Origin of the sequence: Nonomuraea composti (assembly GCF_012034275.1) — a bacterium.
GTDB lineage: Bacteria > Actinomycetota > Actinomycetes > Streptosporangiales > Streptosporangiaceae > Nonomuraea > Nonomuraea composti.
Map to the genome: position 1 here is coordinate 21,118 of NZ_JAATEP010000066.1, position 26,475 is coordinate 47,592.

Below are 26,475 nucleotides of genomic sequence, written 5' to 3' on the forward strand. Positions count from 1 at the left end.
GTTTTACGGATGATCGAACGCATGGATCTGCAGCTCACCTGGCTGACGACCTTCGTGGCGGTCGTGGACCACGGCGGGTTCACCGCGGCGGGCCGGGCGCTCGGCCGCTCGCAGCCCAGGGTCAGCGCGCACATCGCCGCGCTGGAACAGGCCGTCGGTGACACGCTGCTCGTCCGTACGAGCAAGGAGGTCACGCTCACCGCGGCCGGAGCCAGGTTCCTGCCCAAGGCCCGCGCGGCGCTGGCGGAACTCCAGGCGGGGATGGAGGAGGTCCGCACACTACGCGCCAAGCTCAAAGGACGCGTCACGGTCGGCGGCTATCCGGGGCTGAGCGCGGTGCTGCTGGCGCCCCTGATGCAGCAGTTCAGGAGGCTTCACCCCGGAGTGTCCGTAGTGCTGCGCGAGGGCGACCCGATGCAGCTGGAGGAAGGGCTGGCGCACGGCGAGGTGGACATCGCGCTGCGCACCTCCGACGTGCCGCAGGTGCACCACAACCTGCGCTCCTCACACCTGTTCCACGAGAAGATCGTGCTGGTGACGCCGAAGGGGCATCCGCTGGCCACAGGCTCGGCGGTGGACCTTGCGTCGCTGTCGGGCGGCACCGTCATGGTCACCGGCGATCCCTACGCCGGCTGGGCCGACTACCGCGACCGGCTCGACCGGGCCGGCGTCGACCCGGCCGAGATCATGGTCATCGCGCAGGCCACGACCATCGTGGCGATGGTGGCGGCGGGGCTGGGGGTGGCGCTGCTGGGGGCGTTCGCGGCGCAGGTGGCGGCCTTCGGGGACGACGTGGTGACGCGGCCGTTGCCGGGGCCGCTGTGGCAGCGCGAGATCCGCCTGTATCGGCGGGCGGGAAGGGTTTCGGCCCCGCCGGTGGATGCCTTCGTCGACCTCCTCCACCAGGAGGCCCCGGAGCTGACATCCCGTACCGCGGTCTGGCCGTCGGGCTGACCGCCCGGCGCTGATCCCTTTGGAACGGCGCCGGTTTCGTGCCGGCGCCGTCAGCCGTCGTCGTTCTCTGCTACCCGGCCGCTTCTCCCGGGACCGCACCGACTTCCCACACCCGTGCGAAGTTGGCGGCGTACGCCTCGACGACGCTGCGCTCGGAGAGTTCGACCATCGCCTCGTCGTTGCGTCGCAGCGAGGTGGCGTTGAAGTTGTGGCTGCCGGTCATCACCCAGCTCCGCCCGGGTGCCGGGTCGGTGACCACGATGTACTTGGAGTGGATGCGGCCGGCGGGGGTCGAGCCGTCGAGCACCCGCCGTCGCACGCCGGCGGCGTCAAGCGCGGCGGTGACCGCGTCGTCGGCCGGGCCGTGCACCACCCGTACCTGGCATCCCGCTGACGCCAGCGCCGCGAGCCGGTCCACGATCGCGAGCCGGGTGGCGTCCCACTCGGACTGGCCGATCTCGACCCGCGTGCGGCCCTTGCTCTTGCAGCGGACCTGGCCGAGCCGCTGAGCGATCGGGTCCCGGTCGGCGACCGGGTAGAACTGGGCGGTGACCTGGCCACCCCGCCCGGCGGCGGTGACGGTGGTGTCATAGTCGGGGTTCTGCACCTCGGCGGCGAGGTCGTCGAAGTACTTCCCGTACCCCTCGAACAGCTTGCGGTTACCGGGCAGCACGACCAGGTTGTTCCAGTAGCTGGTGGAGTTGACGTCGGTGAGGTTGTTCGAGGCCTGGACGACGACGTCGCGGCGGCCACCGGTCTGCGAGAACAGCGAGAACTTGTTGTGCATGCCCTTGGTGCCCTGGCAGGAAGTGGTGTTGCCTTCCGGGCTCATGTGGCTGCAGACGTGCACCCACGACGTGGCCGACTCGTCGGTGCCGAGCGTGCTGATCAGCGACGCGGCGGCGGGGTTGTCGATCTGGTAGCCGTCCATGACCATGCGGATCTGGACGCCACGGTGGTACGCGTCGAGCAGCACCGCCGCGTAGTCGGCGCCGGCGTCGCCCGAGACGACGAACTCGGCGATCTCGATCGAGGATCCGGCCGGGGCCTGCTTGATCAGCGAGCAGATCCGTTCCACGACCGCGGTCGGTGTGCCGGCGACCGGGTCGTTGAAGGCGGCGCCGGTCTCGACCGGTACTTCGGCGGCGTTGCGGCAGGCGCTGCGGGCGGGCTCCGGCAGGGCGGCCCGCGCGGCAGGAACGTTGATCGTCTGTGCGGACAAGGCGGTCAAGGCGGCAAGGCCGGCCAATACGACAGGGCGGAGGGGACGGATTCGAGGCATGGGGTGGTTCCTTGTGCTGTGCCGAGGGTGGGTGGAGGACGCTATCCGACGGACACCTGCGAGAAGTCCGGCCGTCCGCTGACCGGCATCTCCAATCCCTTGACGTTGTCGCGGACGGCGTAGTTGTTCTTCAGATCCACCGGGAAGATGCCGACCGCGTCCTCCCAGATGATCTTGTCGGCCTGGGCGTACAGCGCCTTGCGCTCGTTCTGGTCCAGTGATCCGCGCGCCTTGGTCAGGATCGCGTCCAGGTCCTTGTTGCAGTAGCCCATCCGCTTGGCCTCACAGGTGTACAGCCGGTTCAGGGTGAAGTCGGCATCGCCGGTGCCGGTGGTGTTGGTCTGCAGGTTCATGCCCCACTTGAGCGCGCCGAAGTCCTTGAGCCAGGTCGCCCGCTCCTTTTCTTGCGGCCGCACCTTGATGCCGACCTTCTCCCAGGCCGAGATGAACGCCTGGGCCAGCGCCCTGATGTTCGGCCCGCCGGACAGCGGCCACTGGATCGTGGTGGTGATGCCGTCGGGGTACCCGGCCTCGGTGAGCAGCTTCTTGGCCAGCTCCGGGTCGTAGGAGTACGGTTCGAGCCGCGTCGATCCGAAGACCGCCTGGGTGATCGGCGACCGCGCCACCGTGCCGAGGTCCCCGAACAGGTCGCCGACGATGCTCTCGATGTCGATCGCGTGCACCAGGGCCTGGCGAACCTTGACGTTGTCGAACGGCTTGTTGTTCTGGTTGAACCAGATGAAGTAGTAGTTGAAGCTCGGGCCGGTCCCGTACGTGATGCCGTCCACGCCCGACACCTCGGCCACCTGGTCCGGCGGGATCGAGGCGAGCACGTCCACCTCGTCGTTGTTCAGCGCGGTGATCCGGGCCGAGATCTCCGGCATGTTGAGGATCTCCAGCTTCGCCACCTTGGCCTTGGTGCCCCAGTAGGTGTCGTTGCGGCTGAGCTCCACCTTGTCGTCGGGGCTGAAGGAGTCGAACCTGAACGGTCCGGTGCCGATCGGCTTCTGCCAGTACGCGTCGCTGGTGACCTTGTCGCCCTGGCCGATGAACACCAGGGACAGGGTACTGGGCAGGGTGCCCAGCGGCGCCGAGGTGTGGAAGGTCACCGTGCGGTCGTCGGTGGCGTCGATGCCGGTGATGGAGGCGAGCAGCGGGGCCAGCGACCCCTTGAGGCTGATCAGCCGTTCCACGGATCCCTTGACGTCCTTGGCGGTGAAGGCGCGGCCGTCGCTGAAGGTCACCCCGTCGCGCAGGTGGAACACCCATGTCTTCGGGTCGGGGCTCTCCCACGAGGTGGCCAGCTTCGGGGCGGCCTGCCCGTCCTTCATGATGGTGAGTGTCTCGAGCCCTTGCTGGACGGTGGTCTGGACGGCCTCCTCCGCGGGGTACTGCTGGACGTCGAGCGATACGGGGAACAGCTGCGGCGCATAGCGCAGCACCTGCTCCCCGCCGCCGGAGCCGCCGGAGCCGCCGCAGGCCGCGAGGCCGATCACAAGGGCGACCGCGGCGAAACAGCCCGTGGCGCGGGATCGTGCGAACATCGCCTCTCCTTGTTCTGGTTCAGGCCGTCATGGACGGCAGGGTGAAGGTCGCCGCGACGGGCTTGTGATCCGATGGGGCGTTGCCTGCTGAGAAGAAGTCGACGACCTCGCTGGCCCGGGTGGCGATCGGGCCCCTGGAGAAGATCCAGTCGATGGCCTTGGACGGGGACCCCAGCGGGGACAGGCGGGTGCCGTGACCGGTGACGAACGGCAGCGGCGACACGGGGTGCGTGACCGGCGACGTGCGCCCCAACGCGGTGAACGAATCGAGGAAACCGCTGTTGCCGAGCACCCACAGCGGTTGCCCGATGTCGTTGATGTCCACGGTGAACAGGCAGGCCTGGTCGCCGGCGATCTCGTCCAGGGCCGCGGCCACCTGCTCGGCCTGCCCGGTGCGCAGGTTGCGGCGATCCTCCCGCTCCCGCTCGTGGCCGGGCCATGTCAGGTGTGCGGTGGAGAACACCAGTGGCCGCGCGCCGCCGGTCCGGGGCCGCAGCCGTACCCAGAACAACCTGGCGTCGGCGTCGAGGATGCCGACGTCCCGCGTCCCGTACTCCACGAGGTCGAACAGCTCCCGCCGCCACCACAGGTTGCTCTGCGTGCCCCATCCGGGAAAGTCGTCGTGCACCCGCTGGTGTCCTGGCATGGCCTCGTCCACCACCGCGCGCGAGCGAGGACGGAGCTCCTGGGCCGCCAGGAGGTCGGGCGGCCGGGTGGTGAACAGGTCGCGGATCGCCGGCTCTCGCTGCTCCAGATGCCAGTCGCCCCACAGGTTGTAGGTCATGGCGACGAAGGTGAACGATCCGGTCAGCATGCTGGTCCTCCCGATTCAGTCAGCCCGCGCGGCCCGCGCGGCCCACGTGGTCGGCGCGTTGTACTCGACCACCGCGTTGTTCTTCAGCTCACCCGCGTAGCCGATGACGGTCAGCGAGGCGTTCACCGGCGGGGCGAAGCCGAGGTGGCCTGGCACCGGCAGGCGCAGCGCGGCGGCGGCGGCCACCCTGATCGGACCGCCGTGAGTGAACAGCACGACGGTCGCGTCACCGGTCGTCATGGCGGCGGCGTCGACGAGTGCCTGCCACACCCGCCGGCGCATGTCGGCGAACGTCTCGCCGCCGCCGCGCCGCAGGTCCTCCCCGCGGACGATCGCCGCGAGATCGTCCGGGTGCTCCTCCGCGATCTCGGTGAAGGGCCGGCCGGCCCAGGTGCCGATGTCGGCCTCGCGCAGCCGGGCATCCTGCTTGGCCTCGACGTCGAGGTGGCGCAGGTACGCCGTTGCCGTGTCCCAGGCGCGCGGCAGGTCGCTGGAGACGACGAGATCGGGCCTTCCGAAGCGGTCCAGCAGTGCGGCCGCGGCCGCCTCGGCCTGCTCGCGACCGGCGGCGGTGAGCCCCGAGTCGGCCTGCCCCTGATAGCGCTCCTCCACGTTCCACACCGACTCGCCGTGCCGGACGAGGACCAGCCGGACCCGGCCGCTCACTTCGGCTCCGCCGGAGAGGCGGGCAGCTCGGGAAAGTGGCACGCGGAAGCGTGCTCGCCCAGCCGGTCGGACAGAGCGGGCTCCTCCGTGGCGCACCGATCCTGCGCCTTCCAGCATCGCGTCCTGAACCGGCAGCCCGACGGCGGCGACACGGGCGACGGGATGTCGCCCGTGAGGATGATCTGCCGCCGCGGCGGCGCCGCCCAGGGGCGCGGCACCGGCACCGCGGACAACAACGCCTGGGTGTACGGGTGCACGGGAGCGGCGAAGATCTGCGCCGTCGTTCCCATCTCCACGACCTTCCCGAGGTACATCACGGCCACCTCGTCGCTGATGTGCCGCACCACGGACAGGTCGTGGGCGATGAACAGGAAGCTGAGCCCGAGCTCCGCCTGGAGGTCGACGAGCAGGTTCAGGACCTGTGCCTGCACCGAGACGTCCAGCGCCGACACCGCCTCGTCGCAGATCACCAGCCGCGGCCGCAGTGCCAGGGCTCGGGCGATGCCGATCCGCTGGCGTTGCCCGCCGGAGAACTGGTGCGGGTACCGGTCGGCGTGGTCCGGGTTCAGCCCGACCTTGGCCAGCAGGTCCTTCACCTCGGCGGCCCAACGGTCGCGGGGGACCACCCCCGGGTTGATGAGCCAGGCCTCGCTGATGATCTGCTCGACGGTGAGCCGGGGATTGAGCGAGGCGTACGGATCCTGGAAGACCATCTGGATCTGCCGGCGCGCCTGCCGCAGCTCGGCCGCGGGCAGGGTCAGCAGGTCCTGGCCGTCGAGAAGCACCTGGCCGGACTCCGGCGGCGCCAGCCCGATGACGGTGCGCGCCAGCGTCGTCTTCCCCGATCCCGACTCGCCGACCAGGCCCAGCGTCCGGCCCGCGGACAGCTCGAACGAGACGCCCGAGACGGCTTGGACGGCGCCCACCTTGCGCCGCAGCAGGTTGGAGCGGACCGGGAAGCTGGTGTGCAGGTCTCTGACCGACAGCAGCGGGTCAGCCGGGGACGACATCGGTGACGACCTCCTTCGCATGGTGGCAGGCGGCACGATGCGAGCCGGGCCGGGTGGGCACCGGCAGCAGTTCGGGCCGCTCGCTGCCGCAGATGTCGGTGGCGAAGTCGCACCGGGGCCGGAAGGGGCAGCTCGCGGGCAGCCGCGTCAGATCCGGCGGCGAGCCCTTGATGGGCGTCAGCCGCTCCCGCGGGCCGTCCAGCGCCGGGATCGAGGCCATCAGCCCGCGCGTGTACGGATGCCCGGTCCGCTCGTAGACCTCGCGCAGCCCGCCGGTCTCCACCACCCGGCCGGCGTACATGAGCATGACCCGGTCGGCGACGCCCGCCACCACCCCGAGGTCGTGGCTGATGAGGATCATCGCCATGCGGTGCTCCGCCTTCAGTTCGGCGAGCAAAGCCATGACCTGCGCCTGGACCGTGACGTCCAGGGCGGTGGTGGGCTCGTCGGCGATGAGCACGCGGGGCTGCAGGGCGATCGCCATCGCGATCATCACCCGCTGCCGCATGCCGCCGGAGAACTGGTGCGGATAGTCGTCGACCCTGCGAGCGGCCGCGGGGATGCCCACCCGGTCCATCAGCTCGATCGCCTTGCGCCGCGCCTCGGCACGGGAGACGCCACGACGGCGCCGGAACAGCTCGCCGATCTGCGCGCCGACCCGGAAGACCGGGTTGAGGGAGCTGAGCGGATCCTGGAAGACCATGGCCAGGTCGGTCCCGTTGAGCCGGCGGGCGTCGGATCGCGGGCGGGACAGCAGATCCGTGCCGTCATAGAGGATCCGGCCGCCGCTCACCTGTCCCGCCGGTCGCGGAACCAGCCCCATCAGGGCCTGGGCGGTGACGCTCTTGCCGCTGCCGGTCTCGCCCAGGATGGCGAGGGTCTCCCCTGCGGCCAGATCGAAGCTCACCCGGTCGACGGCGGTCACGGTCCCCGCCCGGGTCCGGAACCGTACCGTGAGGTCCTGTACTGACAACAGTGGGTCGGCCATCACATGCTCCTCAGCCGTGGGTCGAACCGGTCGCGCAGCGCGTCACCCAGCACACCGAAACTGATCACCAGAGCGGCCAGGCCGAGGCCGGGGATGGTCGAGATCCACCACGCATTGGACAGGTAGTCCCGTCCGTTGGCGATGGTCAGGCCCCAGCTCGGCGTGCTGGACGGGGTGCCGAGGCCGAGGAAGCTCAAGGACGCCTCGGCCAGGATCACATGCCCCAGCTCCACGGTCGCGACCACCAGGATCGGCGCCATCATGGAAGGCAGGATGCTGCGCGTCAGCAGGTGCCAGGTCCGTGCGCCGAGCGTGCGGGTGGCATCGACGAAGTCCCGGCTCTTGAGCCCGAGCACCTGACTGCGGGTGACCCGGGCGAAGGTCACCCAGTTGGAGATGGAAAGGACGATGACGACGTTCACCACGCTGGGCCCGAGGATCGAGGCGATGAAGATGGCCAGCAGGATCGACGGGAAGGTGAGCTGGATGTCCGCCAGCCGCATGAGGACCATGTCCAGCCAGCCGCCGAAGTACCCTGCCGCGATGCCCGCGGCGACGCCGATGACACCCGCCAGCACCAGTGTCGCCACCCCGACGGTGATCGACACCCGCGCCCCCTGCATCATCTGGGCGAGCACGTCCTGACCGACCTGGTCGGTGCCGAAGACGGCGGTGTGCCCGTTCGGCAACAGGGTGCCAGGCGGTTTCAGCCGGGAGCCGAGGTCGGTGGCGACCGGGTCGTACTTCAGCAGGATCGGCCCGACCACCGCGGCGGCCACGTAGAAGGCGATGACCGACAACGAGGCGATGACGCGCAGCCGCCCGATCCTGATCCTGGTCCTGCCCGCCGCCGGGCGGACGGCGTCGCCGGCCGGGGGTGCGGCGGTCTTTGTCAGGACGTTCTCCGTCGGCGTGTCCATCGTCACCGTCCCAGCCGGATGCGCGGGTCGAGGTAGCCGTACAGGACGTCCACGACCAGGTTGATCACCACGAAACCGCCGGCGATCAGCAGGATCGCGGCCTGCACCACGTTGTAGTCGCGGGCCGAGATGGAGTCGATGAGCAGCCGCCCGACGCCGGGCCAGGAGAAGACCGTCTCGACGATGACCGCGCCGCCGAGCAGCTTGCCGAACTCCAGACCGGCCACCGTCACGATCGGGATGAGCGCGTTGCGGATGGCGTGCACGAAGATGACCAGCCGCTCGGACAGGCCCTTGGCCCGCGCGGTCTGCACGTAGTTCTCGTGCACGACGTCGAGCAGACCACTGCGGGTCAGCCGGATCAGGACCGCGATCAGCGGCAGGGCGAGGGTGACCCCCGGCATGATCAGCCGGTCCAAGCCGCCGTGCCCCCCACTGGCCAGCCAGTGCAGCTGCCTGGCGAACACCAGGATGAACATGATCCCGATCCAGAACGACGGCATGGACTGCGAGAGCAGCGCGAACACCGACACCACACGGTCGGCCAGCCGGTTCACCCGCAACGCGCCGACCACGCCGAGCGAGACCCCGAGCACCAGGCCGATCACCATCGCCACGACGGCGAGCTGAAGGGTGAGCGGAAACCTGTCCAGCACCAGCCCCAGGGCGTCACCGTGGTAGCGGTAGGAATCGCCGAAGTCAAACTGGACCACATCGCTGAGATAGATCCCGTACTGCACCATGACGGGGCGGTTCAGGCCCATCTGGTCGCGTAGCTGTGCGATCTCCTCCTGGGTGGCGTCGGAGCCGAGGATGAGCTGCGCCGGATCGCCGGGAACCAGCCGGAGCACCAGGAACACGATGGTCACGGCGCCCCACAGCACGAAGACGGCGAACAGTGCGCGTCGGATGAAGTACGCGGTCATGGCCGATCCGATCGTTGTCGGTCGGCGTCCCGTTTCAGCATCGCCAGGCAACTCCTGGGTGAGCCATGACGCCGTAAACGTCTGGCGGTGACGGGTTGAGGGGTCGAGAAGGGCCGACATGGGGTCGGTCCCGGAGAGGTGATTTCCGGAGGAGGCAGGCCGTCAGCCGCTAGCCGAGCGGTGTGCCGACCGCCAGTCACATTAACGTTAATGTGGTTGCTCGCTGATGCTAGGGGTGAGGGTCCTGGCCGTCAAGCTCCGGTCGGCGACTGCTACCGGTAACGCTCGCCCGGTGGCTCATGCATACCGGGTGTGGCCTGGTAAAACGATGGACCTGAACGGCTCACCGAACTGCCCGGTCCCGGGTGAGGTCGGCTCACGCCAGCCGCCGGGAGGGTTGACGATGATCTCACATTAACGTTAATGTCCCCGTCCAACGCGCGACTCAACTCAACGGATGGGTCGGCGTGGACATGCGCCACTTCTGTATTGCCTGAACCCTCCTCGGGAGCCTTTCGGTATGACGATGATGGAGCGGCCCGATCTGGCCGCAGAACTTCGCGCCGCGATTTTGTCGGCGGATCCGAGACTGTCGAAATTCGTGCCGCTTCGGCGTATTCTGGCCTACGACGACTTCAACTCAGGAAGCCACGGCTGGACCGAGCTGCTGGGCAATTACAACGGCAATGGCGATCTGTCCACGGTCGATGACCACATGCGGGACTTCCGCCCGCCCCAGCTCTCGAACTGCACGTTCTTCGATATCGGCACCCATGGCGCGATGACGGGGTCGTACGCGCTCAAACTGGCCACCCGGGCCTACCGGGGACACACCGCCACCGCCATCCGGCGGCTCACCATGAGCGGGCGCGGCCTGCTGCAGATCGAGGCGTACTTCGCCTACAAGGCCGAGGCGACCATCGACGGCAGCGCCGGCGACCAGTTCGGGGACATCACCTGGGACGGCAACCTGCACCCGTCGGAAGCGCAGTTCGGCTGCTTCACGGTGGCGACCGACCTGTGCGGCGACGGCGGCCTGCGCTACCACACGGTGGCCCGCTACCTGAACACCACGCTGGACAACACGTTGTCCCGGCAGTGGGTGTACCCGATCGTGCCAGAACCGACGCCGCGTGAGCACCTCGAGGGCAAGGTCAAACTGGCCTACGGGGCCGACTTCACCGCACCTGACCCGAAGGACTGGCGTCCGTTCGGCGAACCCCAGGAACTCTGCTACAACGAGGTGCCCACCAAGGTCAACTGGCACTATCTGCGCTGGGTCATCGACACCGCCGCCAGACGTAACGTCGAGCTGCAGGTCAACGACCGGATCATGGACATGTCAGAAGTGCCGGTCCCGCCGTACAAGGAGCGCTACGACTCCCTGGAGAACCTGCTGAATTTCTACTTCTCGGTACGGACCCATTCGACGGTCCGCAATTTCCTGTTCCTCGATTCGGTACTCATTTCCACGGAGTGGTGACGTTTATGCGGCAGGTGCAGACGGCGGTTCTCGAACGGGACACGACGTTCGTTTCCGACTTCGCGACAGAGCCGTACGAGGTGGCGTGGGCCGGTGAGGCGCGGTGGTTCGTGCACACCCTTGCGGCGTCCGGCGACGACGTCTCGGTGCGGTTGGTCACCCAGATCTCGCCCGACGGCCTGACCTGGTGCGACCTTGACGGCGACGAGCAGGTCGTCACCGGCCCCGGCCTGGTGACCTGGCCGGTCGGCCAGTTCGGTCAATGGCTGCGGTTGCGTGGCACGGTGGCGGGCGTGAATCCGTCGGCGAAACTGCGCATCTACCTCACCGCCAAGAGCTGAACGGTCAGCGGACACGGGAGCGCGGGAGAATCGGCGGCCAGCACCGGTTCATGGCCGAGGCCGGGCTTTCCGCGCCGCGTGGCCCGCCCCGCGCCCTGGAGGAGTGCGGGCTCAAGGTGCCGGAGGACAGCGGCCGGTGCGCTTGCCCACCGAGGTCCCGCACCTGGAGGTCTGTTCGGCCGGTTCAGGCTCGGACTCGGCGGTGTGCTCGGCGCCGGCAGTCGCGGCGAGGTGCAGATTGAGGCGAACGAGGAGCATGTCGCGTTCCAGGGCAGGCCAAGATCAGGCTGGCCTGCCTGGACTCTCAGCGGGCAGGAGGGCCGCCCCCGCTAGCTCAGCTCTGACGACGAAGACTTCGTCGCGAGGGCGGCCACCACCGCCACGAGGACGCGCTGGCACACCGGACCGAGTGCACCTTCGCCTTCGACGCGTTCGGGCCGCTTGGCATCCGTCCGGCCGCCGGATCGGGCTGGGCCCCGGATCGGTTGCCGGCCACTACCGTCGCACCCCACGGCGTCACCTGCTTCCACGACTGCTACTCCGTCAGCGGCACCTCCTGCGGGGCGTCAACCGAGCCCGCAAGGGAATCGACCAAACCCGGGCGGCCCTGCGCTCGATCCGGGCCGCCGACCCGGACGGCGCCCCGATCTACGTCATGCTGGACAACCTGGTGAAGGCCTTCCTGGCCTTGCGCGCTCTGCTGCTGCGGACGGCGGTAGGCGGGGGCCGTCCCAGAAGACGAACCACGGCTCACCCGCGAAGCACCACTGCCGGCGCGGATCCATCACGTTCCGAAGTGCGGTCCGCGCTGTGTTTCCTCGTCGTGCGGGCGGAGAATGTGGGCCGCGCCCGCGTCGAGGGTGTCCACGATCCATGCGCCGAAGTCACGCTCGGCCTGCGCGGCCGCCGTCCGCCACCGGGCCACCTGCTCAGGAGGGACGTCCAGACGTGGCAGGGACGGCGTAGCGGACCGGTCGCGCTGTCCCCGCAGGTGCTTGCGCAGAGTGTTGCGAGACCACCCCTCGGCGTGTGCCCGCTCCAGCCATTGGGCTTGTAGTTCGGGAGCCAGGGCGGCGACCTCGGCATGATGCTGGAAACTGAGTTCCTCCCTGCGGCGATCGAGCGGAAACCTGCGGGCGATCCAGGCGTAGTTGCGCAACGTCTGGTAGTCGAGGCCCACCAGATCCACGACCTCGCGGTAACGACCGCTGTACCTGTCCTGGCCGTACACCAGCCAATCACCCAGGCACCAAACGGAGGAGTCGGCGATCCGCGCGAGCCTCAGCCCGGCCTCCCGCCACGCCTCGAAGGCCGTCCTATCGGGGATCTTGAGGCCGGTCCGGGTCACCAGGATCTGCGACTGCCCCTGGCCGGCCCGGCGTTCTACCGCATTCACACATGCACTCCACAGGTCGTCGTGGCGGCCCCATGGTTCTACACCGCGGCACAATTTCGGCCCGCAACGAGCACGTGAACGGCACAGTACGGACTTCGCTCTCCCGCAGTCGGCCCGTTGTCCCGACGGCGGGACTCCGTTCGGCGCGGGCTCCGGCGATCTGCGGGCGATCACCTGGCGCAACGCCGGCTTCCGCCCTACACCTCGTGCAGCTGGGAGGTCTCGGCGATGGGCTTGCCCGAGGCTGGGCCGGTCGGCGGAGAAGGCGGCGGACACGGGGAGTTGCAGGCGGCCGTCGGGGGAGGCGGTGGTCGCGCAGAGGAACCGGGGCCGACGCCGAGGAACGAGTCGGCACATCGTGCGGGGCCCACCGGTTGGCCGTCGGGGCGCGTCCTAGGGATTTCCGCAGGTCCTCGGGCAGCAGCTTTCCCCGCTGGAAACGCGGTAGAAGGCGGCGGACACATCGTGCGCGGTGGAGATCGCGCCACCGGCCGCCGACGAGTCCGTCACGTTGATGCCGTCAGTGTCGCGTAGCTCGCGGGGGGTGAAGCAGCCGTCGTTGGAGTTCCTGGCCAAGCGTCCTGCCGGTGAGCTTCTCGATGACGATCACCAGGTTGAGCGGGGGAGCTCATCGATCACTCGCTGCACCTCGCACCCGGTGCTTCCTTTGTGTTCCTGAACCCGTGTGGGAACAGCCGATTGCTCAGAGAGCCACGCTGTCAAAGGTCACGGTGGCATGCAGGCCGCCTTGCGGTTGCGGCCGGATGTCGAGACGGGCGCCATGAGTGGTGGCGATGGCCTTGACGATGGACAGGCCGAGGCCGAGCCCACCGTCCTGGCCGACCCGGGCCGTGCCGGCTCGTTGGAACGGCTGGAACAACCGCTCGATCTCGGTTTCGAGAACGACGGGGCCGGTGTTGATTACCGCAAGAGTGGCGTGACCGCCCACCTTGCCGGTGCTGACGTGGACGGTGCCAGAGGGCACGTTGTACCGCACGGCGTTGTCGACCAAGTTGGTCACCAGGCGCTCTACGAGGTGGGGGGAGCCGGAGGCCGGAGCGGGCAGGAGAACGGCGTCCATACAGATCTTCTGGCGATAAGCCTCGAGACGATGGGTGTGCAGGACGCGACCAGTGATCTCGGCCAGGTCGAAGACTTCGTGGTGGTCGACCCCCGTCTCGCCACAGGCCAGGGTGAGCAACGCCTCGATCAGGCGCTCCTGCTGCTCGTTGGCCACCAGCACCCGTTCGCAGACGGCGCGCAGCCGTTCGGCGGGGGCGTCGGGATCGGTAAGGGCGACCTGCACCACGGTTCGTTGCCGGGTGAGCGGGCTGCGCAGTTCGTGTGAGGCGTTGGCGATGAACTGGCGCTGGGCCGTAAAGGACGCCTCCAGCCTGCCGAGCAGGTCGTCGAAGGTGTCGCCGAGTTCCTTGAGCTCGTCGTCGGGCCCGCCGAGCGCCAGCCTCTCGTGCAGGCTGGTCGCGGAGATCCGGCGAGCGCTTCTGGTGATGGTGCGCAGGGGGCGCAGGACACGCCCCGCCGCGATCCAGCCCAGGACGACGGACACGACCGACAAGATGGCCAGCGCGATGGCCGACTGGGTGAGGAGCGAGCGCAACTCGCCTTCGTGCCGGCGCGTGGCCTGGGTGCGCAAACTTTCGGCTTGGGCCCGGACTTGCTCCGCGGTCAGCCCTTCCGGGATCTCCAGCAGGCGGCGCCCGCCTCGCGGAGCGCTGCCGGCGGCGGCTATCAGGTCGTTCTGGCCCTCGGAGACGAGCGCGCTGGTGGAATGGACGACGAAGGCGTAGGTGATGCCGACAAGACCGGTGCCGAACAGCAGGAAGAGCACGCCATAGACCAGCGTCAGCCGCATCCGGATGCTACGGCGAGGACGGCGGATCCTGTGCCTCTTCCAACATGACACAGACATGTACCCCTCAGACGCGATAGCCGGACTTGGACACCGTGCGGGGTGGGCGCGCCGGGCCAGCGCACCGATGCGGGCCACCAGCACGGCGAAGTCGAACGGTCGGGGCAGCCGGCCGTCGGTGACGAGGCAGCCGCGATGCGCTGGTCCGGCTCCCTCATCGGCCGCTGCTCACTGCGTGATACTGCAGGTCCTGCACCACGGGAGAGGCGACCACCTGCCACGGTGAGGTGACGGTGGCGGTGGCGCTGCCGGAACGGATCACGGATGCCTTGTTGGCGCCCGGAGCCAGCGGGTAGAGCTGGGCCTGCACACCTGCCTTGGCCGCGTACGTCTTGGCGGTGCCGCCGATGGAGGCGTTGACGGTCGCGGCGGCGGTCAGGAACGACAGGATCTCCACGCTGTCTCGTGGTGTGCTGGTGCCCGAGCGGGGAGCCATCAGTTTCGTCTGCCCGCCGGTCGGCTTGGCCGCGGCGGGCTGGGTGCGGTGGGTCAGGTAAAGGGTGTCCCGGACGATCGCCGGCGCCTTGCCAGTCTTGAACCAGGTCAGGTAGTAGGAGGAGATGTCCAGGTAGGCGTGATCGTTGTGCACCGACGGGGTGAACTGGGTGCCTTCGGAGAAGTCGTTCCAGGTCGTGAGCTGTACCCAGTCCGCGCCCCCGGAGATGGACTTCTCCCAGGTGGTACGGAGGTTCTCAGTGTTGAGCGCTTCATCGTAGATGCTCTGGTTGGGACGTTCGTCCTGTACGGAGACCGGCTGCATCCAGATCTTGCCCAGGCCGTGCGCCTTGGTGATGTTGCCGGTGATGCCGCTCTGGCCGGCCGGGCTGCGGTTGCCCCAGTTGGAGAAGCCAAAGCTGATCGGGGCGAAGGCGGAGGCGTTGGCGGAGAAGTTCAGGAACGTCGGCACGAACGCGACCTCGATGCCGTGCTCGCTCTTCAGGATGCCGATGAGCTCGCTCCACCAGGCCACGGACTTCGCCTCGGCCTTGAATGGAGAGAGCACCATGCGCCCGTCGTCCAGCCGGTAGACCGACTTGGAGGCGGCCAGTTCGGCCAGGGAGGCGGCCAGGGTCGTGGCGTCGGCGGTCAGCGACGTCATGTCCGGCATCGGCACGATCACGAAGCCGGGATCGACCGACTCCGCGGCCTTGACCAGGGTCTTCAACCGCGTCCAGTTCGTGCTGGTGAGCGAGAGCATGTCCACGGTGAACCCGTCCAGGCCGGCCGCGGCGGCCGTACGGACTTCAGTCTGCATGTCCTGGAACGCGTAGTCGCCGGACAGCGGCGCGCGCGGCAGCGGCCGGTCGCGCAGCAAGCCGCCGTAGGCGGCATGCTTGCCGCTCTCGCCGTCCGGGGCGAGGTAGTTGCGGGTGTAGTAGTCGGCGCTGCTTTCCTTGTTGTCGAGGGAAATCGGGTACGGGGTGAAGTAGTGCGCGAACACCTTCTTGTCGGAGGCGCGCAGCGTGCCAGTGGCCGGAAGGTCGAACGGCAGTGGCCCTTCGACGGTGGAACCGGTCGGTCTGGCAACGGCGGCAGCCGATGGTCCGGTGGTCGCGACGCTGGCCGTGATCAGCAAGGCCGCCGTCAACACGGCGGTCCCGCGCCACTTGCGAAACGAAATCATCTGGTTGCTTTCGGCTGTTGGTGTGGCAGGAGCGCCGGGCAGGCTCCGCCCGGCAATCGCCGATCTTGGTGTCGGTCCGTAGGTGAGGTAAAGGACGCGTCCTTTCCTGGACCGTTCCCCGGCTCTTTTGTCCCGCCGGCGGGACAAAAGAGCGTGCTGAATCTCGTCATGCCGGCTTACCCGGGACCCCAGGTGCGCTATGGTCACGGATTGGCACGAGGGGCGAAGCTCGTGTTGTGCCGACCCTTATGACGGGGCCGTCATAAAGCCAAAAGATCGGCGGCCGTAAACGCGGCATCCTGACCGACACCCTCGGGGACTTCCAGACGACGATGAGCGCGCCGTGCGCCGGTACCTCGATCCGTCGTTCGCCCAGGAGGAGATGGTCCACCTCGGTTGCCACTCGAAGCTCGCTGGATCGCACCCACGGGGCACTGCCGAGATGTGGATGTCGCAGGCGATGGGCGAGGCTCACCACGCCTGATCCTCCGCCGATCTCCATCATGCCGATCTGACCTGGGCTGCCTGCCGCTAATCTCTCCGTAAGCAGGTCAGCTGTTCCCGAGCCGCCGCCGATCCACCGCCACTGTTGTCCGCAGCGCTCGATCAGCGCAGTGTGCTCTATCGCTCTGGCGGATCCCGGAACTGACACAAGCCAGATCGCGCCGACACCTGCGTGGAGATCAAGGTCATACGACATCACGGTCAGCAACCGGCGAGGGAGCCAGCCGGGCTGTGGCGTCTCGCCGTTGAGCACACGTCGGACAATTCTCGGTACGAGGATCTCTGATATGAAGGTCGCCTGCCAGTGGTGCATCCGGCGCCAAACGGCATTCATGGACACGCCTCCACGTTACCGGGCCGCTCAACGCACTTGTCATGTTCTTGGCGGAGCCAGCGCATGATGGAATCCCCGAGCGTTGGCCTGGGCGGATAGGGCTCGCCGAGCCATCGCCCAATCTCGTCTAAGTCGGCGGCGAAGTCTTTGCGGAATAGCCGGTCAGGCTGGCGTGTGGCGATGAACTTCGCCAGGAGGATGACGGGGCTTCCCCCTCGAACGCATACACCGATTTCAGGCGGCAGGCTCCACCGTCTCCTCATAGTCGATTGGGCTGAGCTGGCCGAGTCGGGAGTGCCGCCGGACTGTGTTGTTGCGGATGATCCAGCAGAAGACGGCCAGGCAGGCGGTGTGGGCTTCGGGCCAGCCGTGTGCGCCTGCAGCGTCTCGCGTTTCAGGCTCGCGTTGAAGGACTCGGCCGCCGCGTTGTCGGCGCTGGTGCCGACCGCGCCGCGCGAGCGGGTGACGCCGAGTCGGCGGCAGGCCCGCGAGCAGCCCTGCGCCCCTTTGTCGTTGTGAAACACCGCGCCGTCCAAACGGCCGCCCCGGGTCTGCGCCGCGGCCTACAGCGCGTCGACGACGAGCTCGGTGCGCGCATGCAATCGGCGATCGACCAGCCTGCCAGCCGACGCGAGCACAGATCCACCACGGTGGCCAGGTAGAGGAACCAGCCGCCGCCCGCGAGCAGGTAGGTGATGTCGCCGACGTAGCGGGTATTGGGCCGCTCGGCGATGAAGTCCCGCTGGAGCAGGTCCGACACCGGGGAGGCGTCCGCCTCCGCGATCGTGGTGCGGACCTTCTTGCGCAGGTGCAGCCCGGCGATGCCGTACTCGCGCATCACCCGCTCCACCCGCTTGTGGTTGACCGTCATCCCGGCCGCGCAGCTCGGCCGTCACCCGGGCGACCCGTAAGTGCCGTCATGCTCGGCATGGATGCGCCGCACCTGCTCGGCCAGCTGCGCGTCGGCCTGGCAGCGGGCCAGCCGCGCCGCGGCGCCGTTCAGCCATCGGTAGAAGCCTGAGCGCTACACCTGCAGCACCCAGCACAACCGCTTCACTTCGTAGAGCGCCTTGTGGTCCTCAACAAACTGGAAGCGGTTCAGGATCCGTCAACTAATGACTACCGGGTTTGATGGTTCGAACGTACAATTGTCCTCACGGTCGACCGCTGTAATCGATTCCGCGGGGAATAACCGGGTCAGCGACGGATCACTTTCCATTCCAGCACGGGATGCTGCTCTATCACCCGTATCTTGCAAATGGTCGCATGCGTCGCAGCGTGTCCGTAGGCCGGGGAAAGAAAGCGCCGCGACTGCTGCGATTTCGAAGGCCATGTTGATCATCCTTTTCGGCCTCAGCATGGCACTCCCCGTGTCGGCCCCGCCACCTATTCAGGGCGATACCTTCCTGAAACCGTTGTCGGGATACACCTGTTGGCCATGGCAGAGGACATGCACAGCCCTGCCTTCGGCTGGACCCGTGTGTTCGGCGAAGGCGGGTTACCGGCGCGTCGGCCTGACCGCGGCGCGGCACCGTGATCACCCTGCAGACGCCGAGAGCCGATGTACTGGGAGGAATCGTATGTGGCTGATGTGATCCTCAAAGTCCTGGGACCGGTGCAGGTATGCGGGACCGATGGGCGACAGGTTCATCTCAGCGGCAAGCCACGTGCGGTGCTCGCCACGGTGCTTCTCAACGTCAACACACGGGTGTCGAAGGAGCGCCTGGTGGCGGCGCTGTGGGAGAGCCCGCCCGCCTCGGCCGTCAAGAACCTGCACACTTATGTCGCCCAGGTACGCAAGGCACTGCCCTCCGGCCACCGGCTGCTGACCCACGAGATGGGATACCTCCTTGAGGGCGGCGACGAGCAGGTGGATCTGCTGCAGTTCCAGGCCGCGATACGGGATGCCCGTGACCACGTCGTCCAGGGCCGGTTCCAAGCCGCGGACGGGCAGTTCCGGCGAGCTGTTGGCCTGTGGCGGGGCAGGCCTGCGGAGGGCACCAGGCTCGCCGGCCCGATGCTCGCCCAAGTAACCGAGCTCGAAGAGCGGTTCGCCGCGGTGAAACTCGACTGGGCCAAGGTGAAGCTCGCTCTCGGCCAGCCCGCAGAAGTGATCGAAGAGCTCCGCCCGTTCATCGCCGAGCACCCGCTGAACGAACGCGCCTGGCGACTTCTCATGCTCGCCCACGCACGAGCCGGCCAACGCGACAGAGCCTTGGGGGCCTTCCGGCGCGCGCGCTCGGTGCTCGTCGCGGAGCTGGGGGTGGAGCCCGGTGAGGAGCTGCAACGGCTCCATGCCGCCCTCCTCTCCGGCGCCATGCCGGCGGACGAGCCGGGCCCTGGCCGTGGGCGAGAGGTGGTCGGCGATTCCCTGGGCCAGGGGTCGTCCCCTGCCGGCGGAGGTGGCAGCGTGTGCCAGTTGCCGCCGGACATCGCCGAGTTGGTCGGTCGGCGGGCAGAGGTGGCGGCGATGGTCCAGGCGCTCCACTCGGCCTGTGGGCGCAAGGCCGTCCCCGTGTGCGTTGTCTCGGGCCAGGCCGGTGTCGGAAAGACGGCTCTCGCCGTGCATGTCGCCCATCGGCTCCGGCAGGTGTTCTCTGACGGGCAGCTCTACGTCGACTTGCACGGCGCAGGTGATCGCCCCACGCATCCGAAGGAGGTACTGAGGCGGTTCCTGCGTGCCCTCGGCGTGGAGAGCGCTGCCGTTCCGACAGGACTCGACGAGCGTGCGGAGCTGTACCGGGGCATGCTGGCCAACGGTCGCTACCTGGTCGTGCTCGATGATGCCGCTGACGAGGAGCAGATACGGCCGCTCCTGCCGGGCACGCCGGAGTGCGCGGTGCTCGTCACATCGCGGTACCGGCTGACCTCCCCGCCCGGGGCCCGGCTGATCGAGCTCCCCATGATGTCCCCCGGCGAGTCGCTGGAACTCCTACGGCGCCTGATCGGGGCCGACCGCACGGACAGGGCGCCCCGGGACGCCGACGTGCTGGTCCAGCTGTGCGGTGGCCTTCCCTTGGCGGTGCGCATCGCCGGTGCCCGGCTCGCCGCGCGGCCGCACTGGGACCTGGCGCGGATCGTCACCCGGCTGAGCGACCCCCGCGCCCGTCTGGACCAGCTCTGCCACGGCTCCCAGGCGGTGCGAGCCAGCCTCGCGGTGGGCTACCACCGCCTCCGGGCTCCAGCCCGGCGGCTGTTTCGGTTGCTCGGGGTGCTGGACGCGCAGGACTTCGCCACCTGGGTGGCTGCCGCCCTGCTCGACGTGCCCGGCACCGAGGCCGAGGATCTCGTAGCCGAGCTGGTGGACGTCCGGCTGCTCGACGTCGCCCGGCACGCCCCGCACGGGCAGGCACGCTTCCGCTTCCATGACCTGACCCGCCTTTATGCCAGGGAACGGGCCGAGTGTGACGAGGCCGAGGCCGATCGCCGTGCGGCCCTGCTCCGTGCTTTGAGAGGCTGGCTGGCCCTGGCCCGGCAGGCGCACTTCCAGTTGTGCGGGGGTGAACGCCATCTGCAGTACGGCCGCAGCCCGCTCTGGTGGCCCAAGGCGCAGGTCGTCGATGGCGACGTTCGTCACGATCCGCTGGCCTGGGTGGATGCCGAACACGTGGCGATCCTCGCCGCCGTGCATCAGAGCGCCGCGCTGGGAGCCGACCAACTGTGCCGGGAGCTGGCGGCCATCGCCATGCGCCTCTTCGAGACGCGCACCTTGTATGAAGAGCGGCACGAGCCCTCAGAGATCTCCCCGAGATGAGTGCGCGCCGGGAACCGGCCACGTGCCACGATTCGCGGCCGGTACGGGGCACGAAGCGTTGCTCGCGTCGAGCGTCCCAGCGCAGTCCGCGTTGAAAGGGGCCCCGCCGAGCCGCAGACGCCGCACCGCCGTGCAGCCGCCCTGTGCGCAGCTCATCTCCCCGGTGGGGCCTCTCACCCCGTCGACCTGCGCTCGATCAGTTCAGCGGGGAGCCGGATGCAGGCCCGGGGACCGTCCGGGTCGACGATCCTGCGCAGCAGGAGGTCGACCGCGGTGGTGCCCACCTCGTCGGCCGGCAGCCGGATCGTGGTCAGGGCCGGCTCGAGGTAGGCGGCGAACGGATGGTCGCCGTACCCGAGGACGCGCACGTCGCCGGGTACGGTCAGGCCGCACTCACGGATGGCACGGTAGACGCCCAGCGCGAAGTAGTCGTTCGCGGTGATCACCAGGTCAGGGTGGTTGCCGGGGGTGATCAGGCTGGCGGCCAGGGCATAGGCGTCATCCGGCCGCCAGGGCAGGCTGGCGCCGTTCGTCCGGCGAGTGGGCACCTTCAGCACGGGAGAGCGGTCGTGGGCGATCCCGAGGTCGTCGAGCGCGCGCCGGAAACCCGCGATCCTGGCGGAGACCGTGCTGACGCGCAGATCCTCCTCCAGCAGCCAGATCCGGCGGGTGCCGGACGAGGCGACCCGGACCACCGCGTCGCGGATGGCGGACTCCACGTCGATGCCGACGAAGTCCAGCCCGCGGTCCGCGATGTCACGGCTGAGCTGCACCACTGGGATGTTGGCCTCCCTCAGCCCGTCCCACACGTCGCTCCTGGACTCGGTGGCGACGCCGAGCACGCCGTCCACGCCGAACCGGAGGAGCTCCTGCACCGCGCGTTCCTCGTTCTCCGCGGAGTCCTCGGTCACCAGGAGCAGCACGGAGTAGCCACCCGCGCGGCACTGCCGCTCGATCGCGGAGATCAGCGCGGCGTAGAACGGGTTGGACGGGTTGGTGATGACCAGGCCGACGACCATGGTCCGGCCGGACACGAGCGAGCGGGCGTGGCTGTTCGGAACGTACCCGAGCCGCTTGGCCTCGGCCGCCACCCGCGCCCTTGTGCTCTCGCTGACCTGGTCCTTCCCGGCCAGTGCCCGGGAGACGGTGTTCGCCGACAGGCCCAGCTGGTCGGCGACGTCCCGTAGCGTCACCCGTTGCGAACGTGTCATCCCGTCAACCCTCCGGCTCAGCTCTTGCCCACCACGTAGATCCGCAGTCTGGCAGCCGATCCGGCCTCGCCGGAAACGCTGCAGCGCACCAGCAGCCACGCATCGTCGTCACCCATCCACCGAGATGAGCGCAGGGACCAGGAAGAGGAAGCCGCGGATCGCACTGCTGCCCCATGCCTGTTCCTCATTCGTTAGCGCTCACGTAAGCACCTGATTGCCGAAACTCTTGACCTGCTGAGCAGGCCACTCGTAGTGTGTCCGCCACATTAACGTTAATGGTCCGAATATCGGGGCGCAAACAGCAAGCTGGGATGAGGAGTCACCGATGACGCTGCGGCTGAGCCGGGCCACGATCGCTTCCACCGTCGGCACCGCACTCGAGTGGTACGACTTCTCGCTGTACGGTACAGCCGCCGCACTGGTGCTGCCCGTGGTGTTCTTCCCTTCCGGAGACCCGGTGGCGGCGACGCTGTCGTCGCTGGCGACCTTCGCCGTCGGGTTCTTCGCCCGGCCCGTCGGGGGCATCGTCATCGGCGTCCTCGGCGATCGCATCGGGCGCCGTACGATGCTGTTCGTCACCCTGCTGCTGATGGCGGCGGCCTCCACGCTGATCGGCCTGCTGCCCTCCTATGCCGCCATCGGACCGGCCGCGCCGGTCATGCTCGTGGCGCTGCGCGTGGTGCAGGGGCTCGGCGCGGGCGGTGAGTACGCGGGCGCCATGCTGATGTCCGCCGAACACGCCGAAACCCGGGCCCGAGGGCTGAACGCCAGCGCGCCGACCCTCGGCAACGCCGTCGGCTCGCTGGTCGCCACGGGCGTCTTCTTCCTCGTCTCCGCCGTCATGCCGCAGGAAGCCTTCGTCGAGTACGGCTGGCGCATCCCGTTCCTGCTCAGCGTGTTCGTCGGCGTGGCCGGCGTGATCGTACGGCTGAAGATCTCCGACACGCCCGAGTTCCGCGCGGCGAAGGAGAGCGGCGAGCAGGTGCAGGCGCCGCTGCGGGCGCTGTTCGCCTCCTCCCGCCACAAGATCGTGCCGGGCATGCTCATCAGCGTCGCGCCGAACGTGATCAGCTACCTGCCGTCCGTCTACGCCCTGACCTACCTGACCACGCACGTGCGCGCCGAGTCGTGGGTCGGCCTGATGGGCGTGGTGATCGCCAACCTGGTCAAGCTGGTCACCGTGCCGACCGCCGGCTGGCTGTGCGACCGGTACGGGCGGCGCCCGGTGATGGTCGCGGGGTCGGTCGCGGCGGCGGTGCTGTTCTACCCCTTCTTCTTCATGCTCGACACCGGCACCCCCGTCGTGATCTGGGCCGCCTTCGTGATGATCTTCACGCTCTGCAACGACCTGACGCTCGCCTCGCAGGCCACGATGATGTCGGAGCTGTTCGACGTCCGCTACCGCTACACCGGCGTCACCTTCACCCGGGAGATCACCGGCGCCGTCGTCGGCGGCTGCATCCCCTTCGTGGCGGCCTGGCTCGACGGCTGGTCCGGTGGTCGCGTCTGGCCCATCGTCGCGATATCCGCCCTGCTGTGCCTACTCTCGGCCGTCGGCACCCGCTTCATCAGCGAACCCGCCCACCTGCGGCAGCCCTCACCGGCGGCTGAAGCCGCGGGCCAGTAGGGTCGTCGGCACGCGAGCGCAGGAAGCCGGCGCGTGTGAAACGTTCGCGAAACCGGCACCTTTGTATATCTGTTGTATGAACGTCAGTCGAAGGGGAGCGATGCCGCTGCCCGTCGGGTGCCGGGCCGGCACGAGCCGCAAGGCTGATCATGATGTGTCATGTGCAGCCGCCGCTCCGCCGAGATCGTTGCGACGCCGCAAGCACCGTCCACTTGCGTTGCGGCCTCACCGAACCCATCCCCAGCGCCCTTGGACCGCCTCAGGTATGGCGGGCCGGTCTTGGAGGGGGCCGGCCGGCCTAGTGCCCTCAGAAAGGAGACTCCCGAGAGGCCGTCGTCTCGACCGGCAGCGAAGTGTCGCACCTGGGTTCGGACGAGTCCGAACCCAACCTGCCCCGTAGGGCGCGCCCAACCAGCTTGCTCCGTCCAGCATGCCAGGGCTGTCGGAGAAGTCCGGCACGCCCACTATGACGTCCCCGTCCGACACCTCCGAGGTGACGGTCCTGCCCGAGGACGGCACTGACGGGCCGGCCACCGTCATCTGTACCAAGGTCGCCGAAGAGGGCTCGGCGGTGTCCCATCCGGCTCAACTCTGACCAGTTCCGGTGTACCTCGAGGAATGGTCGTTGGCCATTCCTCCGTGTGGTCACTTCGGCTGCCTCAAGGCTCGCTTCAGCTACGGCGGGCCATCGTCGAAACCGTTCGAAAGTCTGGAGGAAACCATGTTGAAGCAACGTCTCGCAACCATCGCCACTGCCGTTACGCTCGGACTCGGCGGCGTGCTCGCCAGCACGGCCGGCACCGCGCTGGCCGCCGACGGTCCGGTTCCGGGATCCGGCGGGCCCGGCGACGTGCACGTCAAGCCGCACGAGAAGCATGTCCGGTTCCAGGGCAGGCTGACGTGCCGGACGAGCGACGGCAAGCTCGTGAAGCTGTCCAAGGCCAAGGTGGCCGAGCTGATCGAAGAAAGAGTCATCGACCCTGAGCAGGCCGAGACCGTCGTCGAGGACGGCGTCGTGGTCGTGCCGGAGAACCGGCTGTCGCTCAGCGTCCCCGGCAGGAAACTGCCCGCTCACGTGGTCAAGGTCAAGGGCAAGCACTGGAAGGACCGCATCGTTCACCTCACCTGTGTGTGGGGCCGGTAGCAGTGAGCGCGCCCTCGGAGACTGCGGGGGCGCGCGAGCGTTTGAGGGTCCGGTCGCTCGCCGCGGCCCCAGAAATCCGAACGGGGGAGCAGGGCCGCCACCGGACTCCGCTGGCGGCTCGACATCGGAGAGCCGCTCTACCGGACCGCCGCCCTGGCTCCCGAGTGACCGGGCGAGCCGCTGACAGGAGATCACGGATGACCAACCGCGCCGATGCGCAATCCTTCGACAGGGTCGCTCAAGAGTACGAGCGTTTGCACGAGCTTCAGGGCGACGACCGGGGGAAATGGCTGCCGGAAGTTCTGCCGGCCGGCGGCCGGCGAGCGCTGGACCTGGGATGTGGCACGGGCAAGCACACGGTGGTCCTCGCTGAGCGGTTCGCGCACGTCGACGCCGTCGACCTTTCCGGTCCGATGATCGCCCTGGCCCAGGCCAAACGCGCCCGGGACAACATCACCTACCGGCAAGCGGATCTTCTCGACGTCGAGGGCATGGGCCGTTACGACGTCGTGCTCAGTGTCGCGACCTTGCACCACGTTCCTGACTTGCGGGCCGCCCTGCACCACATCAAGACGCTGGTCGCACCCGGCGGGCGGGCCGTGCTCGTCGACACCGTCTCGCCGCGGCCCGCCAACCCGCGTTGGTGGCTCTACGGGGGCGCGGTACGCAAGCTTCTCCGCAACCTCATCCAGCGGGACCCGGCGCAGGCGTGGGAGATCTTCCGGCTGTCCACCGGAGCGTGGCTGGATCATCGGGTCAGCGACCGCTACCTCAGCCGGGAACAGTTCGAGCGGGCCTACCGGGAGGTCTTCCCCACCGCCCGCTTCCGTAATGTGGGCCCGCACGCCATGATCTGGGACGCACCCGCGACCGCAGATCCGGCTCCACGTTCGTGATCATGTGAGAGGTCGTCGTCGGACGGAGAGGCCCGCCCCGCGGCTCATGTGAGTGGGTCCATGGGCGCTACGATGACCGGCCGCTGATCACTATGGAGGTGCAAGTGGAATTTCGGATGCTGTGCGTGCATGCGCATCCGGACGACGAGGCGATCTGGACCGGCGGAACCCTGGCCAAGTACGCCGACGAGGGTGCCAGGACCGCCGTCGTCACGTGCACATGGGCCCAGGGAACCCAGCGGGCCGCGGAGCTTGAGCGCTCCCTGGACATCCTCGGCGCCGGCAAACCGAGGTTGCTCGGCTACGCCGACGCCCGCAAGCCCGCTTCCGCGCCTGGCAGCCCGCGTTTTCTGGACGTGCCGCTCGACGAGGCGGTGGGCCGGGTCGTTGAGCACATCAGGCAGTTCAAGCCTGATGTCGTGCTCACCTACGACGGCTACGGCTCGTACGGAAATCCGGACCACATGCAGGTCCACCGGGTGAGCATGGCCGCGGTCGAAGCGGCGGGGTACGACCAGCTCTACCGAGACCTGGGCGATCCCTGGAGGCCGCGGGCACTTTATCTGGCGACCATCCCGCGGTCCGTCGTGGTGTCACACTGGCAGGCGGTGTTCGGAACGCTTCCTTCACCGGACCAGAAGCTGCCGGGCGTCCCCGACGAGCAGGTCACCACCCACCTCGACGTCGGGCAGTGGGCCGAGCGCAAGTGGGCGGCCATGCATGCGCACGCGTCCGAGGTCGGTCGTGGCGCGTCGATGACCTTGCTCACGTCGCTGCCGGAGCAGGCCCGCGCTCAGATGCTGGCGAACGAGTGGTATCGACGCGTCTCCTACACCGGCGCCCCGCGAACCACCCTTTCAGAAGCTTGATCTTGAGCGCTTGTGGCGACCACACTCGACAATTGGCGGCGCTCTCCGTCTCCGTCCGGGCCGTACGGCCGGCGGTCTGTGACGATGCCAGCCGAGGCCCATGTACGTGATACTGAGCTCTGATATCCACTCACCGCCCCTACGCCCTGGCCATCGATCGCATCATCGAGCGACCCGGCCGCGACCGGCCACTCGCCGATGTCACCGACACCGAGATCGGCACCGCGTCCACTGAGCCGTGGGGCCGAGGCGCGCCGG

Annotated in this window: 21 protein-coding genes and 1 pseudogene; 9 read left to right on the forward strand and 13 right to left on the reverse strand. The window is 68.5% G+C overall.

The window, feature by feature from the left end:
- The first annotated feature begins 9 nt into the window (after positions 1-9).
- A complete protein-coding gene (locus tag HCN51_RS49935) occupies positions 10-954 on the forward strand; it encodes a LysR family transcriptional regulator (protein WP_168019626.1) in 945 nt (314 codons plus the stop codon).
- Between the two features lie 70 nt (positions 955-1,024).
- On the opposite strand, the gene HCN51_RS49940 is transcribed toward HCN51_RS49935, so the two are convergent.
- From HCN51_RS49940 to nikB, 8 genes are all read right to left on the reverse strand, one after another.
- Positions 1,025-2,185, reverse strand: coding sequence for a phospholipase D-like domain-containing protein (locus HCN51_RS49940; protein ID WP_206068832.1), 1,161 nt, complete (start codon positions 2,183-2,185; stop codon positions 1,025-1,027).
- A 92-nt stretch (positions 2,186-2,277) separates the two neighbouring features.
- Positions 2,278-3,780: an ABC transporter substrate-binding protein gene (locus HCN51_RS49945; protein WP_168019630.1), complete on the reverse strand. Its 1,503-nt coding sequence runs from the start codon at positions 3,778-3,780 to the stop codon at positions 2,278-2,280.
- A 19-nt stretch (positions 3,781-3,799) separates the two neighbouring features.
- The gene (locus HCN51_RS49950; RefSeq protein WP_168019632.1) at positions 3,800-4,594 is read right to left on the reverse strand and encodes an endonuclease/exonuclease/phosphatase family protein; all 795 of its coding nucleotides are present in this window, start codon (positions 4,592-4,594) and stop codon (positions 3,800-3,802) included.
- 15 nt (positions 4,595-4,609) lie between these two features.
- Positions 4,610-5,260, reverse strand: coding sequence for a histidine phosphatase family protein (locus HCN51_RS49955; RefSeq protein WP_168019634.1), 651 nt, complete (start codon positions 5,258-5,260; stop codon positions 4,610-4,612).
- Positions 5,257-6,270: an ABC transporter ATP-binding protein gene (locus HCN51_RS49960; RefSeq protein WP_168019636.1), complete on the reverse strand. Its 1,014-nt coding sequence runs from the start codon at positions 6,268-6,270 to the stop codon at positions 5,257-5,259. Before HCN51_RS49960 ends, HCN51_RS49955 begins: the two co-directional genes overlap by 4 nt.
- The gene (locus HCN51_RS49965; protein ID WP_168019640.1) at positions 6,254-7,258 is read right to left on the reverse strand and encodes an ABC transporter ATP-binding protein; all 1,005 of its coding nucleotides are present in this window, start codon (positions 7,256-7,258) and stop codon (positions 6,254-6,256) included. Before HCN51_RS49965 ends, HCN51_RS49960 begins: the two co-directional genes overlap by 17 nt.
- Positions 7,258-8,178 (reverse strand): ABC transporter permease, encoded by a 921-nt coding sequence (locus HCN51_RS49970; protein WP_168019642.1) that lies wholly within the window; start codon positions 8,176-8,178, stop codon positions 7,258-7,260. Before HCN51_RS49970 ends, HCN51_RS49965 begins: the two co-directional genes overlap by 1 nt.
- A gap of 2 nt (positions 8,179-8,180) precedes the next feature.
- Positions 8,181-9,104, reverse strand: coding sequence for a nickel ABC transporter permease (gene nikB / locus HCN51_RS49975; RefSeq protein WP_168019644.1), 924 nt, complete (start codon positions 9,102-9,104; stop codon positions 8,181-8,183).
- Positions 9,105-9,624: 520 nt separating this feature from the next.
- Between nikB and HCN51_RS49980 the strand changes: the two genes are divergently transcribed.
- Both HCN51_RS49980 and HCN51_RS49985 read left to right on the forward strand, forming a co-directional pair.
- A complete protein-coding gene (locus tag HCN51_RS49980) occupies positions 9,625-10,587 on the forward strand; it encodes a DUF6772 family protein (RefSeq protein ID WP_206068833.1) in 963 nt (320 codons plus the stop codon).
- 5 nt (positions 10,588-10,592) lie between these two features.
- Positions 10,593-10,928 (forward strand): hypothetical protein, encoded by a 336-nt coding sequence (locus tag HCN51_RS49985; RefSeq protein ID WP_168019646.1) that lies wholly within the window; start codon positions 10,593-10,595, stop codon positions 10,926-10,928.
- A gap of 784 nt (positions 10,929-11,712) precedes the next feature.
- Here HCN51_RS49985 and HCN51_RS60705 read toward each other — a convergent pair.
- From HCN51_RS60705 to HCN51_RS60710, 4 genes and pseudogenes are all read right to left on the reverse strand, one after another.
- Entirely contained in the window at positions 11,713-12,324 is a 612-nt protein-coding gene (locus HCN51_RS60705) for an LmbU family transcriptional regulator (protein ID WP_168019648.1), read from the reverse strand.
- A 703-nt stretch (positions 12,325-13,027) separates the two neighbouring features.
- The gene (locus HCN51_RS49995; RefSeq protein ID WP_168019650.1) at positions 13,028-14,197 is read right to left on the reverse strand and encodes a sensor histidine kinase; all 1,170 of its coding nucleotides are present in this window, start codon (positions 14,195-14,197) and stop codon (positions 13,028-13,030) included.
- A 211-nt stretch (positions 14,198-14,408) separates the two neighbouring features.
- Positions 14,409-16,085, reverse strand: coding sequence for a glycoside hydrolase family 71 protein (locus HCN51_RS50000; RefSeq protein ID WP_346434090.1), 1,677 nt, complete (start codon positions 16,083-16,085; stop codon positions 14,409-14,411).
- An 865-nt stretch (positions 16,086-16,950) separates the two neighbouring features.
- A pseudogene (locus HCN51_RS60710) lies at positions 16,951-17,821 on the reverse strand (IS3 family transposase); the annotation flags it as partial.
- A 477-nt stretch (positions 17,822-18,298) separates the two neighbouring features.
- On the opposite strand from HCN51_RS60710, the gene HCN51_RS50010 reads away from it, so the two are divergent.
- Positions 18,299-20,470: a BTAD domain-containing putative transcriptional regulator gene (locus HCN51_RS50010; protein ID WP_168019654.1), complete on the forward strand. Its 2,172-nt coding sequence runs from the start codon at positions 18,299-18,301 to the stop codon at positions 20,468-20,470.
- Positions 20,471-20,643: 173 nt separating this feature from the next.
- Here the strand turns inward: HCN51_RS50010 and HCN51_RS50015 are convergent, their stop codons facing one another.
- Positions 20,644-21,681 carry a LacI family DNA-binding transcriptional regulator gene (locus HCN51_RS50015; protein WP_168019656.1) on the reverse strand — a complete coding sequence of 346 codons (1,038 nt, stop codon included), beginning with the start codon at positions 21,679-21,681 and terminating at the stop codon, positions 20,644-20,646.
- Between the two features lie 325 nt (positions 21,682-22,006).
- Here HCN51_RS50015 and HCN51_RS50020 point away from each other — a divergent pair, with 325 nt between their 5' ends.
- From HCN51_RS50020 to HCN51_RS50040, 5 genes are all read left to right on the forward strand, one after another.
- Complete coding sequence (locus HCN51_RS50020) at positions 22,007-23,308, forward strand: MFS transporter (protein WP_168019658.1); 1,302 nt, start codon at positions 22,007-22,009, stop codon at positions 23,306-23,308.
- Between the two features lie 430 nt (positions 23,309-23,738).
- A complete protein-coding gene (locus HCN51_RS50025; protein WP_168019660.1) occupies positions 23,739-23,903 on the forward strand; it encodes a hypothetical protein in 165 nt (54 codons plus the stop codon).
- Positions 23,904-23,933: 30 nt separating this feature from the next.
- Positions 23,934-24,452, forward strand: a complete 519-nt coding sequence (locus tag HCN51_RS50030; RefSeq protein ID WP_168019662.1) for a hypothetical protein — start codon at positions 23,934-23,936, stop codon at positions 24,450-24,452.
- Between the two features lie 197 nt (positions 24,453-24,649).
- The gene (locus tag HCN51_RS50035) at positions 24,650-25,348 is read left to right on the forward strand and encodes a class I SAM-dependent methyltransferase (RefSeq protein ID WP_168019664.1); all 699 of its coding nucleotides are present in this window, start codon (positions 24,650-24,652) and stop codon (positions 25,346-25,348) included.
- Between the two features lie 104 nt (positions 25,349-25,452).
- A complete protein-coding gene (locus HCN51_RS50040) occupies positions 25,453-26,217 on the forward strand; it encodes a PIG-L family deacetylase (protein ID WP_206068835.1) in 765 nt (254 codons plus the stop codon).
- Positions 26,218-26,475 lie beyond the last annotated feature (258 nt).